We start from the raw sequence: 16,831 nt of genomic DNA, 5'->3' as shown, positions 1-16,831 counted from the left end.
TCTCGGTGATGATGCCGAAGAACGGCAGCGCGATGATGTAGACCTCGGGATGCCCGAAGAACCAGAACAGGTGTTGCCACAGCAACGGCCCGCCGTTCGCGGCGTCGAAGACGTGAGCCCCCAGGGCCCGATCCGCCTCCAGCATCAGCAGGGTTGCGGCGAGAATCGGGAAGGCGATCAGGACCAGGATCGAGGTCACCAGGATGTTCCAGGTGAAGATCGGCATCCGGAACATCGTCATACCGGGCGCCCGCATCGTGATGATCGTGGTGACGAAGTTGACCGCACCGAGGATGGTGCCCAGGCCGGCCATCCACAGGCCCATCACCCACAGGTCACCACCGACACCCGGTGAGCGCGTACCACCGGACAGTGGGGCATAGCCGGTCCAGCCGAAGTCCGCGGCCCCGCCGGGCGTCATGAAGCCGGACAGCGTGATCAGGCCGCCGAAGAGGAACAGCCAGTAGCTGAACATGTTGAGCCGTGGGAACGCGACGTCGGGGGCGCCGATCTGGACCGGCATGATCTCGTTGGCGAAGCCGACGAACAGCGGGGTCGCGAACAGCAGCAGCATGATCGTGCCGTGCATGGTGAAGAGCTGGTTGTAGACCTCTTCGTCGACGATCTGCAACCCCGGCTTGGCCAGCTCGGCCCGGATCAGCAGCGCCATCACGCCACCGATCAGGAAGAACGCGAACGAGGTCATCAGGTAGAGATGCCCGATCAGCTTGTGGTCGGTGGTGGACACCCACTTGCCGACCACACTGCCCAGGCTTCGTCTGCGCGGGAGCGTAGTCGTCGTCCCAGCGCCGATCCGTTCCACCAAGTCAGCCATCAACGTCTCCACTTGCACGATCCCTCCCAGCGCGCGAAGTGTCCAGTCGCAGCACGCAGGAAGACGGGACAGGTAGCAGCAGTGCTCCACCTGCCCGGCCCGTGGACGTGACAGCCGGCCTCGCTGAGAACGTGATGAACCTGGTTAATCTCGAAAGAAGAGTCTGGTTGATAGGCAAGACGGTGTCTTCTTGCTACCTTGACGACACATTGATCTGATTCATTCGTCGGAAAGAGTTCATGAAGATCACCCATGTCGAGACCCACCGAGTCCGGATTCCCGCCGCGAGTCCGCCGTTCAGCTGGCGTGCGGGTCTCGGCGGGAGCGCGCCGGACGCCGACGGCGCCGTGCTCCGGATCGGTACCGACGAGGGCGCTGAGGGGGTGGCGCTGTTCGCCCGTCCCGGTGGCGCCGCGCAGCTGGAGGAGCTCGTCGATCGGGTGTTCCGGGACGAGCTGGTCGGCCAGGATCCGTACCAGCGGGAGTGGCTCTGGCACCGGATCTGGGAGCTCGACCGGATCGAGGAGCTCCCGCTGCCCACGCTCGGCCTGATCGACGTCGCGCTGTGGGATCTCGCCGGCCGCGTCGCCGGGCAGCCGGTCTGGCAGTTGCTCGGTGGTCACCGGCGCTCGATCCCGGCGTACGCGTCGACCTCGACCTTCGCCACGACCGCGGAGTTCCTCGATGTGGCGACCCAGTGCCTCGAGGCCGGGTATGCGGCGATCAAGTTGCACGCCTGGGGCGATGCACGTCGCGATGCGAAGTTGTGCGCGGCCCTGCGCGAGCATGTCGGCGACGACGTGCCGCTGATGTACGACGGCTCAGCCGGCTTCGACCTGCCCGATGCGATCCGGCTCGGCCGCGCACTCACGGACCTGGACTACCTCTGGTACGAGGAGCCGATGCGTGAGTTCAGCGTCACGGCGTACGGGCTCCTGGCTCGGTCGGTCGGCGTCCCGCTGCTGGTCGCCGAGACCTCGGACGGCGCGCATCTGAACGCCGCCGACTTCATCAACTCGGGCGCGGCGACCTTCGGCGTACGGGCGAGCACAACCCTGCGCGGCGGGATCACCGGCGCGATGCGGATCGCTCACCTGGCCGATGCCTATCGGCTCCGCGCCGAGGTCCACGGCTCCGACATCCCCAACCAGCACCTCTGCATGGCCATCTCGAACACCACGTACTACGAGTCGCTGGTGACCTCGACCGACGTCCGCCGCGAGGCCTGTGTCGATTCCGATGGACTGGTCCACGCACCCCTTGCGCCCGGCATCGCCCTGCCCGCGCACCTCGCATACCCGGCAGCACTCCGCCATCTCGTCGCCGCGCCGTGACGACACCGATCCCCAAGGGCTGACGCCGCGCGGCCCTCGCGTCGGAACACGTGGGTAGCACCAGGGGAAGGCACTGGTGTGAGTGGTTCCCGGGCGACGAACAGTGGGGTCAGTGGATCCCGCCAGGGAATCCCTCGAGGAAACGGAACGTACATGTCCACCATCCATCTCACCGAGATCACCACCTCGACACCCGAGCAGTTCGTCGCCGGGCTGACCGACTTCGGGCCGGGCCGGTCGAAGCTGTTCGTCAACAGCTCCGACGACCACCTCTTGGTCCATGCCCAGGGCCCCGGGTACGCCGAGGTGACCGAAGGCAACGACAGCGCCTGGGAACGGCTGCGCTACGACTGGTCGAACCCGGACCACATTGTCCTCAAGACCATCGACTCCAACCTGTGGGGCGGAGCGTCCGGTCACACCTACACCCTGCGCCGCCGGACGGACGGCACGACCACGATCGACGCGTCGATCGTGCGCCAGGGCAAGAACTTCAAGGGCCGGATGCTCGGGATCGTGCTCGGCCTGTTCGGCAAGAGTGTGCTCGGCAAGCCGTTCCACGACTCCGTCAAGGCCATCGAGGCCCGCAACCTCCAAGCACCCACCACTGGCAACACAAAGGCGTGAACACGATGAACAAGCTGATCCAGTCCGTACGAAACCTGAGCCGCACCGTCGTCCTGACCGCACTCGGCGGCACCCTGCTGCTGGCCGGCACGACCACCGCACAAGCCACGATGGGAACACAAACCCCACCTAAACCGACGATCGTCCTGCTCCACGGGGCGTTCGCCGATGGGAACAGCTGGTCGGAGGTGACGGGCCGGTTGCAGCGGGACGGCTATCAGGTCGTCGCTCCGGCCGTCCAGCTGCGAGGCATCGCAGCCGATACGTCGTACCTGAGCGGGGTACTGGCGACCATCCCCGGTCCTAAGGTACTGGTCGGGCATTCGTACGGTGGCGCGCTCGTGAGTGAGCTGGCCGGTACCGAGGGCGTGAAGTCGCTCGTCTACGTCAACGCTTTCATTCCGCAGGCCGGTGAGACGCTGGGCGCGCTGAACTCGCAGTTCCCCGGCAGCGACCTGGGCTCGGCGACCACCCCGATCGCCTACCCCGGTGGACTCGATCTCGCGATCAAGCCCGACAACGCTCGCGCGGTCTTCGCCGCCGACCTCCCGGCCCGCCAGGCGTCCGCGTTCGTGGCCGCTCAGCGCCCGGTCGCCGCGGCTGCCTTCGGTGAGCCGATCGAGCGGACGGCCCCGGCGGCGCTGCCGAAGTACGCGGTCGTCTCGACCGGTGACCACGCGATCGCTCCGGCGGCCGAGCGCTTCATGGCCAATCGCGCCGGCGCGAGGATCGTCGAGGTCGACGGCGCCTCCCACCTGGTCATGCTCTCGCAACCCGACACGGTGACCAATGTGATCGAACGGGCCGCGCGCTGAGTGCGACGCCAGCCATCCCAGCAGGCCGGAGCCAACCGCTCCGGCCTGGCTCGCCCTCAGGGATGGATGTAGAGGCCTTCGCCGAGGTCCAGGCGCAGGGATTCGAGGATGACGAAGACGGTGCTGGTGATGAAGACGTCGGCGGCGCCGAGAACGCCGGAGTACTTCTCGACCACTGGCGCGGCGGCTTGGGCGGAGGCTGTGTCGAGGTAGGCCTTGACGGCCGCCCACACGTTGTCGCCGTACCTGGCGTAGAAGGGCATCGGGTCGACGGTGGCCAGCGCGGTGCGGACGTTGTCGACGATGTCGGCCAGGTAGTGCTGGTGCAGGGTGAGATCGTCGCGGGTGCCCAGCCGGCCCAGGTGGCCACCGATGAAGTGCTTCCACGGATAGTCGAGAGCGTTGTCCGGTGCGGCGATGGAGCCGGGTACGTCGACGTTGACGTTGAAGGCGGCGAACGACGCCCAGCCCGGAACCACCACGTCGATCAGCATCAGCGTCTCGTGGCCGGGCAGGTGGATGTAGATGTTGTCCGGCGTGTGGTTGGAACCGTGCCAGGCGAGATTGACGGTCTCGCCGCCGACCTCCAGAGCGTGCTTGGTGTCGAAGGTCAGGTCGGGCGCAGGCCGTGCAGGGTCGCCGGTGCGGGCCAGCAGCCGCTTGGTCTCGGCATGGCCGATCCGCACCACGTCCGGGCCGAACAGCGACGAGGCGCCGATATGGTCGGCGTGATGGTGTGAGTAGACGAGGTGGGTGACCTTGTTCGGTACGCCGTTCGCCGCCGCGATCTCGTCGATGGCGCGCTGCAGGTTGTGGCCGATGGTGGGTGGTGCGTCGAACAGGACGACACCGTCGGCGGTGGTCAGGAAGGCCGCCTGGTACCCGCCGTCGGTGACCCAGTAGAGATTCCTCTCCACCCGGCCGACGTAGTAGCCGTGTTCGTTGAGTGCGGGGCCTGTTGCGGATTGCGGTACCGGAGCATATTCGGGCAGTTCGATAGTGGACATGAAGCCAGGATCGGCACGGACCAGGTGACCGGCCATCACCGGAATCAGGTGATCGGGCAACTATCATTGCGGTGTGCCTGCGCTGATCGACCGCCATGACCTGGTCGTCGCGCTGGATCGTGCGGCGGCCAAGCGGGTAACGATCATCTCGGCGCCGGCCGGGAGCGGCAAGACCTCGCTGCTGCGGCTTTGGGCCGGGCAGCAGCAGCGTCCGCTCGCGTTCGTGACGGTGCGGCCCGACCAGCGGTTCTGGTTCGACGTACTGCGCGGAATCCACGCGGCGTGTGGATCCGACCCGCCGGTCGCGACACCGGGCGGCGGCGAGCGCGAGAAGGCTCTGTCCGAGCTCGCGACGATCGAGGGATCGTTCGTGCTGGTCGTCGACGACGCGCACGAACTCGAATCGCCCGGCGAGTTGGCCACCCTGCTGAGTGAACTCCCGCCTCTCGCGCACGCGGTCGTCGCCACCCGCGGCGAGCTGCCGCTCCAGCTGCACAAGCTTCGGCTCGCCGGTGAGCTGGCCGAGATTCGCGGTCCGGAGCTGCGATTCACGGTCGAGGAGACCGGGAAGCTGGTCGCGGCGGCAGGTCTCGCGCTGTCCGGCCAGGCTGTCGAAGTACTGCAGCAGCGCACTGAAGGCTGGGCGGCCGGGCTGCGGCTCGCAGTGCTGTCGCTGGCTGGGAATCCGGATCCGGAACGATTCGTCGCCGAGTTCTCCGGCAGCGATCGGACCGTGGCCGAGTACCTGCTGGCCGAGATGCTGGAGCGGCAGAGCCCCGAAGTACAGGATCTGTTGTTGCGCACCTCGCTGCTGGACAAGGTCAACGGCGAGCTGGCCGACGTGCTCACGGGCGGATCCGGTGCCGAGAGGGTCCTGCTGGAGCTGGAGCGGGCGAACGCCTTCGTCACGTCGCTGGACGTCGAGCGCACGTGGTTCCGCTACCACCAGATGTTCGCGGGCCTGTTGCGCCTGGAACTTCGGCGTACTCAGCCGGACAGCATCTCCGCTCTGCATCGGACCGCCGCCCAGTGGTTCGCGGAACATGCTCAACCCGCCGCCGCGATCCGGCATCTGCAGCGGGCAGGCGACTGGGCGGAGGCCGGACGGCTGCTGACCGGGCACGCGCTCAGTCTGACCCTCGATGGGGAGGCAGGGACGGTACGAACGCTCCTCCACGCCTTCCCGGCTCCCGGCGACTCACTCGCGCTGGTCCATGCCATCGACGAACTGAACCGGATGCGGCTCGACGAAGCGGCAGCGCACCTCGAGATCGCTCGATCGGCCGGCGAGCATCCGATGGTCGTCGCCGTCCTGGATCTGCAACTCGCCAGGCTACGGGGCGAGTACGACCGTGTCGTTGCGCAGGACAACAACCTTCCGGACGCCGATCTGCGCGCTGTCCTGCTTCAGAACCTCGGTGCGACCGAGGCATGGTCGCGGCGGCCGGCAGACGCGGAGCGCCATCTGTCCGAGGGCGCGGTCCTCGCCCGCGATCTCAACCGCCCGTACCTCGAAGTGGCCTGCCTGGCCTATCTGAGCTTCGTGGCCACCCTTCGGTCCCTTCCGCTGGCCCGCCGGCATGCCGAGGACGCGATCGCGCTGGCGAACCGGCACGGGTTGGACGACGAACCGGTGGTTGCGCCTGCCTACGCCACGCTCGCCTGGGTGCTGGTGTGGACGGGGGAGTTCGACCATGCCGAACGCTGGCTAGATCGCGCCGTACGCACGGTCAGCGAACCCGGCATCCAGTTGCTCACGCATGTCGTCGCCGGGATGATCGCGGCCGCCCGTGAGCGTCACCAGGAGGCGCTGGCCGAGTTCGGCGAGGCGGGCGGCGACCACGCGTTCTCGGGTCAGGTGGCCGCCTGGACGATCGCCACGCTGGCCCGCGCCGGAATGATCGACGAGGCACGGACGATGCTCGCCGCGACGGGTGACTTACGCACCGCCGCCGCGGCGATCCACCTGGCTGACCATGACGCGGCGGCTGCCCGCCGCGTACTCGAGTCCGACGCCGTTCTGGGGCTCGAGGGAAGCCTGATGATGGCGCTTGCCTGTTGCGACCTCGGCGACAAGGGCGCCGCCGTAGCCGCGATCGAGCACGCGCTCGACCTCGCCGAGCAGGATCGGCTGATCCTGCCGTTCGCGATGACCGGTGCGTGGCGGGTTTTGGAGGTTCTGCCGGCTTGGCAGACCCGGCACGCGGCGCTCGTGGCCGATGTCCTCGACGCTGTCCGCAGCGGTACGCCGCCGGCCCGTGGGCCGGTCGAAAGCCTCAGCCCTGGTGAGCTTCGGGTCCTCCGCTACCTGCCCACGAACCTGACCCGGCCGGAGATCGCCGCCGAACTGCTGCTCTCGCTGAACACTGTCAACACCCACATTCGCAGGATCTACGCCAAGCTCGGCGCCACGGATCGCAGTACCGCCGTCCAGCGCGGTCGCGAACTCGGTCTGATCTCCGGCACGCGTTGAGACCTGCGGCTCAGAGGCTGTGGACCAAGCCGCCGTCGCATCGGACGGCCGTTCCCGTCACGTACGACGACAGGTCGCTGCACAGGAAGGCGGCTACGGCAGCGAACTCGTGTACGGCGCCGAAGCGGCGCATCGGGACCTCGGCGGCCTCTTCGGCCTGGATCTCGGCTGCGGGCCGGCCGGTCCGGGCGGCCTTGGTTGCTTCGACGGCATCGCGGCGGGCGGTACGGAAGCCACCGGCCAGTAGGAGGTTCACGGTGACGCCCTCGGGTGCGACCTGGGTTGCGAGGGTTTTGAGGTAGCCGGCGAGGGCGGGACGGGCGATGTTCGACAACGCCAGCGCGGGCAGGGGCTCCACGATGTTCGTGGCCGAGACCGCGAGGATCCTGCCCCAGCCGCGTTCGCGCATTCCGTCGAGTACGAGGGACACCAGTCGCTGCTGTGGCTGGATCACCGACGCCATCGCCGTACCGATGTCCTCCGTTGTGACGTCCAGGGCGGTGGCCGGCCTGGGGCCGGGACCGTTGAGGACCAGGATGTCCACCGATCCGAACGCCTCGGTGGCGGCCTGGATGATCTGTTCGGGCCCGCCGTCGCTCATCATGTCCACGCCGACACCGATTGCCGACGGCAACTGTGCGGCGATCGACCTGGCCAACTCCGCCCGGCGGCCGGTCACCACGACGTTCGCGCCTTCCGCGGCGAGCGCCCTGGCAACACCTTCGCCCAGTCCGGAGGTGGACGCGCAAACCACCGCGGTCCGGCCGGCAATCTTCAGATCCATGAACCTGCTCCTTCGATCGTGCGGGTTGGAGGCGAGAAATGCAGCGGAGAACAAGCCCGCTGTCACAAGCCGGCGGTCGGCTCGGTCATAGCTGAGTACTGGTCGTCTACGTAGTGGGAGTGATCTGTGTGACCGTGTTCGAGGACGAGTCGGTAGTGGATGACGCCGCGCTGGCGTCGGCGCTGCCAGGCGACTTCCGTAGTGCCTTCGCCGAGGTGAACGGGACGACGTTGCACTACGTCGCCGGCGGCCAGGGGGAACCGCTGGTCCTGTTGCCTGGCTGGCCGGTGACGTGGCGGGAGTTCCGCCACGTGATGCCTCTGCTGGCCGAGCGGTACCGGGTGATCGCGGTCGATCTGCGGGGGATGAACCTGTCGGCCAAGCCGGACTCCGGCTACGACAAGCGGACGATGGCGCGCGACATCCTCGAGCTCGTTCACCACCTCGGCTACTCGAAGGCCGCCATCGCCGGGCACGACATCGGCTCGATGGTTGCCTTCAGCTACGCGATCAATCATCCCGAGGCCGTCACCGAACTGGCCGTCATGGAGGTCGGCCATCCGGATCCCAGCCTGTACGAGCTGAAGCTGCTGCCGTCGGAGGGTGCGCCGAATCTGTGGTGGTTCCCGCTCAACCAGATCCGTGGTCTGCCCGAGCAGCTGCTGGCAGGACGGATGCGGTTCGTCGTCGACTACGTGTTCGACAGCCATCTCGTCGATCGGAGCAAGGTCGGCGAAGGCGATCGGCAGGCGTATGCCCGTGCCTACGACAGTGCCGATGCCGTCCGGGCCGGGAACGGCTGGTTCCAGGCCTTCGACCAAGACGTTGCCGACTTCAGGACCTACGGCAAGGTGACGGTACCGATGCTCGGTCTCGCCTCGCCGGCGAACTTCGCGGGGATCCGGCAAACCTTGCCGCAGTCGGGTACTGACGTCCGGCTGGCGATGATCGACGGCTCCGGTCACTTCCTCCCGATCGAACAACCAGAGGCTGTGGCGCAGGCACTCATCGACTTCTTCGGCTGACAGTCCCAGGGTGCGCTTCTCCGCGTGTGCGTTCACACCTGCAAAGACAGAACACCACCACAACCTGTGACACCGTCGGCTCAGGGATCCTTGCCGGTCAGGTCTTGCCGGCCTTCTCCAGGCTGTTCGGTTCCGGGCGGCCGGGGTCCTCGGTGGTCGGTGTGTTGCCGGCGAAGTAGAAGCGGGAGAGGGCGGCGCGGATCCGGCGGCGATGGCGGTGCGGGCGGTCGACTCCGTTTGCGTCCGTGTCGTCGCCGCGGGCCACGGGGTGCCGGCTCTCGTGGGCGGTCAGTGCGTAGGCCTCGTACCGGGTGATGGGGTCGTGCTTCTCGTAGTACCGGCCGTCGGGGGAGCGGACGATGATGCCGGACTCGCGGCCGTGCAGCACGCGGTCGAGATCGGCGCGTTGCAGTGAGATGGCGATCCGGCGGGTGATCCAGAACGCCAGCACCGGGCCGAGGAAGATCAGCACGCGGCAGACCCAGGTGATCGTATTGATCGACAGCTGGAAGTGGGTTGCGACGAGGTCGTTGCCGCTGTTGAGCCACAGCACGCCGTAGAAGGTGATGATCGCGACACCGATGCCGGTGCGGGTCGGCTGGTTGCGTGGGCGGTCGAGCAGATGGTGTTCGCGGCGATCGCCGGTGACGAAGTTCTCGATGAACGGGTAGAGCGCGACGAACCCGATGAACAGCGGCGGCATCAGGAGCGCCGGTACTACGACATTCCAGCTGATCGTGATGCCCCAGAAGTGCGATTCGACTCCGGGCATCAGGCGGACGGCGCCGTCGAGCCAGGCCATGTACCAGTCGGGCTGGGAACCGGCGGTGACCTCCGCGGGGTTGTACGGGCCGTACAGCCAGACCGGGTTGATCTGCAGCAGCGCGCCCATCACTGCGAGCACTCCGAAGACGACGAAGAAGAAGCCGCCGGCCTTGGCCATGTAGACCGGCATCAGCGGGTAGCCGACGACGTTCTTCTCGGTCCGGCCGGGCCCTGGGTACTGCGTGTGCTTGTGGTAGACGACGAGGACCAGGTGGACCGTGATCAGGCCGAGCAGGATGCCTGGGATCAGGAGCACGTGCACGGTGAAGAACCGGGAGACGAACTCGTCACCGGGGAACTGGCCGCCGAAGATGAAGAACGACATGTACGTGCCGACGACGGGAGCGGCGAGGACCAGCCCTTCGGTGATCCGCAGCCCGGTGCCGGATAGCAGGTCGTCGGGCAGGCCGTAGCCGATGAAGCCCTCGATGATGCCGAGGAACAGCATCACGATCCCGATCAGCCAGTTGAGCTCACGCGGCTTGCGGAACGCGCCGGTGAAGAAGACGCGCAGCAGGTGCACGCTCATCGAGGCGACGAAGAGCACTGCGGCCCAGTGGTGGATCTGCCGCATCAGCAGGCCGCCGCGGATGTCGAAGGAGATCCGCAGTGTCGACTCGTAGGCCTCGGACATGTGCAGGCCCTTGAGCAGGCTGTACGAGCCCTGGTAGGTGACGTCGGCCATCGACGGCTTGAACCACAGGGTGAGGAAGATGCCGGTCAGGATCAGGATGACGAAGCTGTAGAGCGCGATCTCGCCGAGCATGAAGGACCAGTGGTCGGGGAAGACCTTGCGCAGGTTCTTCTTGCCGAGCTTGGCGATCCCCGTCCGGTCGTCGACCCAGCGCACCGCGGTGGGCAGATCCTGTCCCGCCATCGTCACCTCGTCCGGAGACCGAATGAAACTTATGCGTAAGTTATGCACGCGGTCAGCCGGCCTGTAAAGGTTCAGGCGTGGCTTGCACAAGTTCGACGCGGTCTCGCTGCTGGATTCGCGGTCGTGCGAGTTCAGTCGTGGGTGGCTGTCACGTGGTAGACGCGGCCACCCCAGCCGTCGTCGGGGAACGAGTCGGAGATCCGGACGTAGGCTGCTTTGTCCGGGCCGAGATGAGCGCTGAGGTCGAACGTCCTGGCCAGCTTGTTCTCACCGTCGTGGAAGGGCTGTGTCTCGGTGGCCACCGTGGTCCACTGCTGCCCGTCGCCGCTGACCTGTACGACGAACTCGTTGTCGATCGTCAGTGTCGCGGAGGCCGTGGTGGTGTCGGCCGGGAACGGGAAGCGGTAGACGAAGTACGAGTGCCCGTCGGCGAACCGGTTCTGGACGCCGTTGCTCTGTGAGCCGTCCGCGTCCCACAGCCAGGGGGTCTCGGCCGCCGTACCGGTGTCGAAGTCGGCGGTGTTCGCGATCAGGATGTCGGCTCGGGTGCTGAACGACAGTTGTGAGCCGGAGGTCGCGGTCGCGCTCACCGGGTAGCGGCCGTCCGGCGTACCGGCGGGGATCGTCACATCGAGCTGGACCGACGAGTGCACCGGTACGGCGTTGCCGTGCGGGCGAAGGAGCACCGTCGAGCGTGGGGGAGTGACGGCCCATCCCGACGGGGCAGTTGCCCGTACGGCGACCTGGAGCGGCTCACGTCCCGTGGCCTGGACGTCGACTGTCAGCTTCACGTGGGTGGCGGCGCCGGTCGACGGCATCACCACCGGCAGGGCCGGATCGGTGGTGGCCGACAGCGACCGCGTCGGCGGCGTGGACGGCACGGCAGCGATCAGCGCGCTGAGGGCACTGGCCTGGGTCCGCCAGTCGAAGACGTTCGGCTCGGCGCCTGACCAGCGCTCGCCCAGCCGATCGGCGGCGTCGCGGTCGTTGCCCCAGACCGTTGCGGCCTGCTGAGCAACGAAAGCGGTGTAGCGGTGATCGTGCGTGGTGTCGGCGAGGTCCATCCAGTAGCGCATGAAGATGCCCTTGAACTGCTTGCCGTTGTCGTCGCACGTGCGGCCGGGCGCATCGCAGTACTCCGTCAGGACACCGCCGGTCACCAGTCCGCCGGGAGCGATGGCCGCGTCGGCCAAGCGTCGTACCGTGGTCAGCAGCTTCGGATCATGGGTCGCTCGCCACAGTTCGAGGCCGGCCCCGATGGCCAGGCCCTGGTTGTAGCTCCAGACGGTGTCGCCGTTGCTGCTGCAGTCGTCCCTCAAACCGTCGTTGACCAGACCGGCGGAGTTGATCATGCCGCTGGCGGTGAACCAGTTCCAGCCCTCCTTCGCGCGACCGAGCCAGTGCTTGTCGCGCGGCAGGCGGTTGTGGAGTTCGGCGGTGAGGCGGATCCACAGGCCGTTGGTGACGGCGTTCTTGTAGGTACGTTCCCCGTTCCACCAGACGCCGCCACCACACGTGCTCGGGTCCCAGTAGCCCTCGACGTACTCCGCGATCGTGACCGCCATGTCGAGGTACTTGCGGTTCTTCGTCAGGTCGTACGCCTGGATCCAGGTCAGGCCCCACCACTCGGAGTCGTCGATGGCACGGCTGGTGAAGTTCCCGAGCAGCGGATCACCGGACAGGTACCCCGCCGGGAACACGCCCTTGTCCTTCTCGAAGGTGTTGTCCAGCTGAGGCAGGTAACGACGGTCGCCGGTGCGCTCCATGTAGTCGCCGACGGTCTGCAAGGCAACCGCGGAATTCCACCAGCTCGACGGAAACCACGCCTTGACCGGCTCGTACGAACTCATCAGCTCGTCAGCGGCAACCCGGGCCCGAGCGGTCGCTGCCGGACCGTCGGAGGCGGGCGCGGCACCAGCGGCCGGCGCGGACAGCGCCGCTCCGGCCAGGACTGCTCCAGCCACCAGTATCTGCAAAGTTCGGGCAGCACGAATCACGGCGACGATCTCCTCGACTACTTCGGGGCGGCTCGGGCGGAAGAGGTTGGAAACGTTTCAGTCTCCGACGAGAAGTATCGTCGTCCCAGCAGACAACGCTGTCAATGCCCCGGAGTCACCTGTCCGCCGCCCTGTCCCGGGTGGCCGGCGCATGGTTTGGCAGGGAGCGGGTACGGAGGGTTTGCTGCTGACCGTGGTCCGGAGGTGGGCCACGCCGTGACGTTGTTCTGTCGCGAGGTCGAGATGAGTTTCTTTGTCAGTTCAGTGCCCACCCAGTGCTGGTCCGCCCGGGATCGCGCGGCGCGCGAGTCCGCGACGCAGGAGTTGTTCGAGCGGCGGGAGCGTAGTACCGGCGAAACCGAGCGGCAGCAGCTGCTCGAGGCGATCGTCGAGCTCAACATCGAGATGGCGCGGGGGATCGCGCAGCGGTTCCGGCACAAGGGTCCGGAGGTGGAAGACCTGGAGCAGGTCGCTTATCTGGGGCTGGTGAAGGCGGCGCACGGCTACCGGCTCGACGCCGATACGCCGTTCATCGGGTATGCGATTCCGACCATCCGGGGCGAGGTCAAGCGGTACTTCCGGGACTGCGCGTGGACGGTGCGGATTCCGCGCCGGCTGCAGGAGTTGCAGGGGATGATCGCGGCGAAGCTGCCGGACCTGGAGCAGGAGCTGGGGCGGGAGCCGAACTCGGCCGAGATCGCCGAGCGGCTGGGCGTGGAGGTTGAGGAGGTCGAGCGGGCAAGGGTCGCTCATGGCTGTTTCACGGTGCTGTCGCTGGATCGCCCGGAGACGGATGCCGGTCTGTCGCTGGCCGACGTGGTGGCCGCCGAGGACGACCGGGCGCTGGATCAGCTGGAGGCGATCGAGGTACTCCGGCCGGTCTTGGCGGACCTGAGCGATCGGGATCGGGAGATCCTGCAGTTGCGATTCGTGGAAGGCCTGGCGCAGACCGACATCGGCGCTGAGCTGGGCGTCAGTCAGATGCAGGTCTCGCGTCTGCTCCGCCAGATCCTGGACAGCCTGAGGAACAAGCTCGCCCCGGTCCGGTCAGCCGCCTGATCGGCACCCGGTTCGGACCCGGTGACGCGGGTACCTGCGGTCTATGGATGACACGAAACTTCTGGAGGCAACGCGGCGACTGTCGAAGTCGCTGACAGCGGGCGACCTGGACCACACGCTGGGTCGCATCACGGCGGCGGCGGTCGAGGTGCTTCCAGAGGTGGAGTACGCCAGCATCACGGTGAAGCACAGCGACGGGCGGCTCGAGACCGCGGCGCCCACCGCCGACTTGTTGTGGGGCGTGGACGCGGCGCAGTACGAGCTTCAGGAGGGGCCGTGCTACGAGGCCGCGACCGACAGCGTGCACGTCCTGTCTCCCGACCTCGCCGCCGATCCGCGCTTTCCGCGCTACGCCGCGAGCGCGGTGGCCGCCGGGATCGTCGCGCAGGCAGGTCTGCGTCTGTTCGACGCGCCCCAATCGCAGGGGGCGCTGAATCTGTACTCGACGGTGGTCGGCTCGTTCGAGGATCTCGGCGCGATCGGGGCGCTGTTCACGCACCAGTCGGCGATGGCGATCGGCTATGCGCGCGAGATCGAGAACCTGCAGGACGCGCTGCGGACCCGGCGGACCATCGGTCAGGCGATCGGCATCCTGATGGAGCGTTACTCGCTGACCGATCAGCGTGCGTTCGCCTTCCTGGCCAGGCTGTCCCAGAACGGGAACGTCAAGCTCAACCGGATCTCCGAGGAGCTCGTCGCCGACGTGGAACGCCTCGGTGAAGAGCGTCTCAAGGCGGACTGAGATCTCGGCTCCGGGGTACGGGAGGGTCTGCGAAGCCGTCAGGAAGGAGATTCCGGTGCAACGGATCGATGCCGCGCCACTGGGCGACGAGGAACTGCAGGGGCTCGACGCGTACTGGAGGGCAGCCAACTACCTGTCCGTCGGGCAGATCTACCTGCTCGCCAATCCGTTGCTGAAGGAGCCGTTGCGGCCTGAGCACATCAAGCCGCGGCTACTCGGGCACTGGGGGACGACGCCTGGGCTCAACCTGATCTACACCCATCTCAACCGGGTGATCCGGCAGCGCGAGCGCGAGCTGATGTATGTGATCGGGCCGGGCCACGGCGGTCCCGCGATCGTGGCGAACAGTTGGCTCGAGGGCAGTTGGACCGCGACCTATCCGAACACCGGGCAGGATCTCGCCGGGCTGACCAGGCTGTTCAGGCAGTTCTCGTTCCCCGGTGGGATTCCGAGTCACGTGGCGCCGGAAGTACCGGGGTCGATCAACGAGGGTGGCGAGCTGGGCTACTCGCTCAGCCACGCGTACGGCGCTGCCTTCGACAACCCGCGGCTGGTGGTGGCCTGTGTGGTCGGGGATGGTGAGGCGGAGACGGGTCCGCTGGCGACCTCGTGGCACTCGAACAAGTTCCTCGATCCGCGGCGCGATGGCGCTGTGCTGCCGATCCTGCACCTGAACGGCTACAAGATCGCCAATCCGTCGGTGCTCGCGCGGATCGGCGACGAGGAGCTGACCGCGCTGCTCCAGGGCTACGGTCACGAGCCCTACCTGGTCGAGGGCTCGGAGCCGGAGGAGGTCCACCAGGCACTCGCGGCCGCGATGGATCGCTGCCTCGACCGGATCGACGAGATCCAGCGCGAGGCCCGTACGACGGTCGCGGACGTCGCCCGCGCCGCGTGGCCGATGATCGTGCTCAAGACGCCGAAGGGCTGGACCGGTCCGCACACGGTCGACGGCGAGCAGGTCGAGGACACCTGGCGGGCGCATCAGGTGCCGCTGTCGGGCGTACGGACGAACGAGGATCATCTGCGGCAGCTGGAGGATTGGCTGCGGAGTTATCGGCCGGAGGAGCTGTTCGAGGAGACCGGCCGGCCGGTCTCGAGCGTCTTGGCGCTTGCGCCGTCGGCGGACCGGCGGATGGGGTCCAGTCCGCATGCCAACGGTGGGTTGATCACGCGTGATCTGGAGTTGCCGGCGATCGCGGAGTACGCCGTACCGGTGAAGGCGCCCGGTGCTGAGGACGGTGAGCCGACGAAGGTGCTGGGAGCGTTCCTGCGAGACGTCTTCACCGCCAATCAGGCGCATCGCAACTTCCGGATGGTCGGGCCGGACGAGACCGAGTCGAACCGGTTGTCCGCGGTCTACGAGGTGACCGCCAAGGCGTGGAACGCGGACCGGCGCGACACCGACGTCAACCTGGCCACGGACGGGCGGGTGCTGGAGATGCTCAGCGAGCACACCTGTCAGGGGTGGCTGGAGGGGTATCTGCTCACTGGGCGGCACGGGTTGTTCTCGTCGTACGAGGCGTTCGTGCACATCGTGGACTCGATGGTGAACCAGCACGCGAAGTGGCTGAAGACCGTCAACCGGCTCGACTGGCGGCGGCCGATCCCCTCGCTGAACTATCTGCTGACCTCGCATGTGTGGCGGCAGGACCACAACGGCTTCTCGCACCAGGATCCGGGCTTCATCGATCACGTGGTGAACAAGAAGGCCGAGGTCGTCCGGGTCTATCTGCCGCCGGACACGAACACGCTGCTGTCCACTATGGATCACTGCCTGCGGACGAAGAACTACATCAACGTCGTTGTCGCAGGCAAGCAACCGCAGCCGAACTGGCTCGACTGGGACGCGGCGGCGCTGCACTGTGCTCGCGGAATCGGGGTCTGGGACTTCGCCGGCAACGACGACGGCGAGCCGGACGTGGTGATGGCCTGCGCCGGCGACGTACCGACCCTGGAGACGATGGCGGCGGTCGACCTCCTGCGCGAACACCTGCCGAAGTTGAAGATCCGGGTCGTCAACGTGGTCGACCTGATGCGGTTGCAGGACGCGACCGAGCACCCGCACGGGCTCACCGACTCGGACTTCGACGCGCTCTTCCCGCCCGGTACGCCGGTGATCTTCGCGTACCACGGTTATCCCTGGCTGATCCATCGGCTCACGTATCGCCGCAACAACCACCAGGACCTTCACGTGCGCGGTTTCATCGAGGAGGGTACGACGACCACGCCGTTCGACATGGTCGTCCGCAACAACCTCGACCGGTACCACCTGGCAATGGACGTGATCGACCGGGTCCCGTCGCTGGGCACCCACGCGATCTCGACCCGTCAGTGGTTCACCGACCAGCGAACCCGGCACCACGCCTACGTAAGGGAGCACGGCGAGGACCTACCCGAGGTCCGCGACTGGCGTTGGAGCCGCTGAACG

Annotated in this window: 13 protein-coding genes; 8 read left to right on the top strand and 5 right to left on the bottom strand. The window is 67.2% G+C overall.

What is annotated here, in order from left to right:
- The coding region (locus tag ABD768_RS37515) for a cytochrome c oxidase subunit I (protein WP_344848906.1) at window positions 1–835 on the bottom strand (835 nt) is incomplete at its 3' end.
- A gap of 239 nt (window positions 836–1,074) precedes the next feature.
- On the opposite strand from ABD768_RS37515, the gene ABD768_RS37510 reads away from it, so the two are divergent.
- The 3 genes from ABD768_RS37510 to ABD768_RS37500 all read left to right on the top strand — a co-directional run bounded on the left by ABD768_RS37510 (window position 1,075) and on the right by ABD768_RS37500 (window position 3,611).
- Window positions 1,075–2,169 carry an enolase C-terminal domain-like protein gene (locus ABD768_RS37510; protein ID WP_344848904.1) on the top strand — a complete coding sequence of 365 codons (1,095 nt, stop codon included), beginning with the start codon at window positions 1,075–1,077 and terminating at the stop codon, window positions 2,167–2,169.
- A gap of 153 nt (window positions 2,170–2,322) precedes the next feature.
- Window positions 2,323–2,796 carry a hypothetical protein gene (locus ABD768_RS37505; protein WP_343965163.1) on the top strand — a complete coding sequence of 158 codons (474 nt, stop codon included), beginning with the start codon at window positions 2,323–2,325 and terminating at the stop codon, window positions 2,794–2,796.
- Window positions 2,797–2,801: 5 nt separating this feature from the next.
- The gene (locus tag ABD768_RS37500) at window positions 2,802–3,611 is read left to right on the top strand and encodes an alpha/beta fold hydrolase (RefSeq protein ID WP_344848901.1); all 810 of its coding nucleotides are present in this window, start codon (window positions 2,802–2,804) and stop codon (window positions 3,609–3,611) included.
- Between the two features lie 56 nt (window positions 3,612–3,667).
- On the opposite strand, the gene ABD768_RS37495 is transcribed toward ABD768_RS37500, so the two are convergent.
- The gene (locus tag ABD768_RS37495; RefSeq protein WP_344848899.1) at window positions 3,668–4,618 is read right to left on the bottom strand and encodes an MBL fold metallo-hydrolase; all 951 of its coding nucleotides are present in this window, start codon (window positions 4,616–4,618) and stop codon (window positions 3,668–3,670) included.
- A gap of 73 nt (window positions 4,619–4,691) precedes the next feature.
- Here ABD768_RS37495 and ABD768_RS37490 point away from each other — a divergent pair, with 73 nt between their 5' ends.
- Complete coding sequence (locus tag ABD768_RS37490; protein WP_344848897.1) at window positions 4,692–7,091, top strand: winged helix-turn-helix domain-containing protein; 2,400 nt, start codon at window positions 4,692–4,694, stop codon at window positions 7,089–7,091.
- Between the two features lie 10 nt (window positions 7,092–7,101).
- Here the strand turns inward: ABD768_RS37490 and ABD768_RS37485 are convergent, their stop codons facing one another.
- Window positions 7,102–7,875 (bottom strand): SDR family oxidoreductase, encoded by a 774-nt coding sequence (locus ABD768_RS37485; RefSeq protein WP_344848895.1) that lies wholly within the window; start codon window positions 7,873–7,875, stop codon window positions 7,102–7,104.
- A gap of 128 nt (window positions 7,876–8,003) precedes the next feature.
- Here ABD768_RS37485 and ABD768_RS37480 point away from each other — a divergent pair, with 128 nt between their 5' ends.
- Entirely contained in the window at window positions 8,004–8,900 is an 897-nt protein-coding gene (locus ABD768_RS37480; protein ID WP_344848893.1) for an alpha/beta fold hydrolase, read from the top strand.
- A gap of 97 nt (window positions 8,901–8,997) precedes the next feature.
- Here the strand turns inward: ABD768_RS37480 and qcrB are convergent, their stop codons facing one another.
- Together qcrB and ABD768_RS37470 are read right to left on the bottom strand one after the other, a co-directional pair.
- The gene (gene qcrB / locus ABD768_RS37475) at window positions 8,998–10,602 is read right to left on the bottom strand and encodes a cytochrome bc1 complex cytochrome b subunit (RefSeq protein WP_344848891.1); all 1,605 of its coding nucleotides are present in this window, start codon (window positions 10,600–10,602) and stop codon (window positions 8,998–9,000) included.
- Window positions 10,603–10,733: 131 nt separating this feature from the next.
- Entirely contained in the window at window positions 10,734–12,566 is a 1,833-nt protein-coding gene (locus ABD768_RS37470; RefSeq protein WP_344848890.1) for a glycoside hydrolase family 76 protein, read from the bottom strand.
- Window positions 12,567–12,842: 276 nt separating this feature from the next.
- Here ABD768_RS37470 and ABD768_RS37465 point away from each other — a divergent pair, with 276 nt between their 5' ends.
- The 3 genes from ABD768_RS37465 to ABD768_RS37455 are packed head-to-tail and all read left to right on the top strand — an operon-like array spanning window position 12,843 to window position 16,828.
- Complete coding sequence (locus ABD768_RS37465; protein WP_343965152.1) at window positions 12,843–13,658, top strand: sigma-70 family RNA polymerase sigma factor; 816 nt, start codon at window positions 12,843–12,845, stop codon at window positions 13,656–13,658.
- Between the two features lie 43 nt (window positions 13,659–13,701).
- A complete protein-coding gene (locus ABD768_RS37460) occupies window positions 13,702–14,400 on the top strand; it encodes a GAF and ANTAR domain-containing protein (RefSeq protein WP_343965150.1) in 699 nt (232 codons plus the stop codon).
- A 55-nt stretch (window positions 14,401–14,455) separates the two neighbouring features.
- Window positions 14,456–16,828, top strand: coding sequence for a phosphoketolase family protein (locus ABD768_RS37455; RefSeq protein ID WP_343965148.1), 2,373 nt, complete (start codon window positions 14,456–14,458; stop codon window positions 16,826–16,828).
- Window positions 16,829–16,831: the final 3 nt, after the last annotated feature.

Origin of the sequence: Kribbella ginsengisoli, from assembly GCF_039537185.1 — a bacterium.
GTDB classification, from domain to species: Bacteria; Actinomycetota; Actinomycetes; order Propionibacteriales; family Kribbellaceae; genus Kribbella; species Kribbella koreensis.
The sequence above is the reverse complement of the archived record's forward strand: the minus strand, read 5'-3'. Positions and strand labels throughout refer to the sequence as shown.

What these genes read in the sequence shown, in the direction of transcription:
- ABD768_RS37510 (WP_344848904.1), top strand. Translation starts at nt 1,075, where the DNA reads ATGAAGATCACCCATGTCGAGACCCACCGAGTCCGGATTCCCGCCGCG.
- ABD768_RS37505 (WP_343965163.1), top strand. Translation starts at nt 2,323, where the DNA reads ATGTCCACCATCCATCTCACCGAGATCACCACCTCGACACCCGAGCAG.
- ABD768_RS37500 (WP_344848901.1), top strand. Translation starts at nt 2,802, where the DNA reads ATGAACAAGCTGATCCAGTCCGTACGAAACCTGAGCCGCACCGTCGTC.
- ABD768_RS37495 (WP_344848899.1), bottom strand. Translation starts at nt 4,618, where the DNA reads ATGTCCACTATCGAACTGCCCGAATATGCTCCGGTACCGCAATCCGCA.
- ABD768_RS37485 (WP_344848895.1), bottom strand. Translation starts at nt 7,875, where the DNA reads ATGGATCTGAAGATTGCCGGCCGGACCGCGGTGGTTTGCGCGTCCACC.
- qcrB (WP_344848891.1), bottom strand. Translation starts at nt 10,602, where the DNA reads ATGGCGGGACAGGATCTGCCCACCGCGGTGCGCTGGGTCGACGACCGG.
- ABD768_RS37465 (WP_343965152.1), top strand. Translation starts at nt 12,843, where the DNA reads ATGAGTTTCTTTGTCAGTTCAGTGCCCACCCAGTGCTGGTCCGCCCGG.
- ABD768_RS37460 (WP_343965150.1), top strand. Translation starts at nt 13,702, where the DNA reads ATGGATGACACGAAACTTCTGGAGGCAACGCGGCGACTGTCGAAGTCG.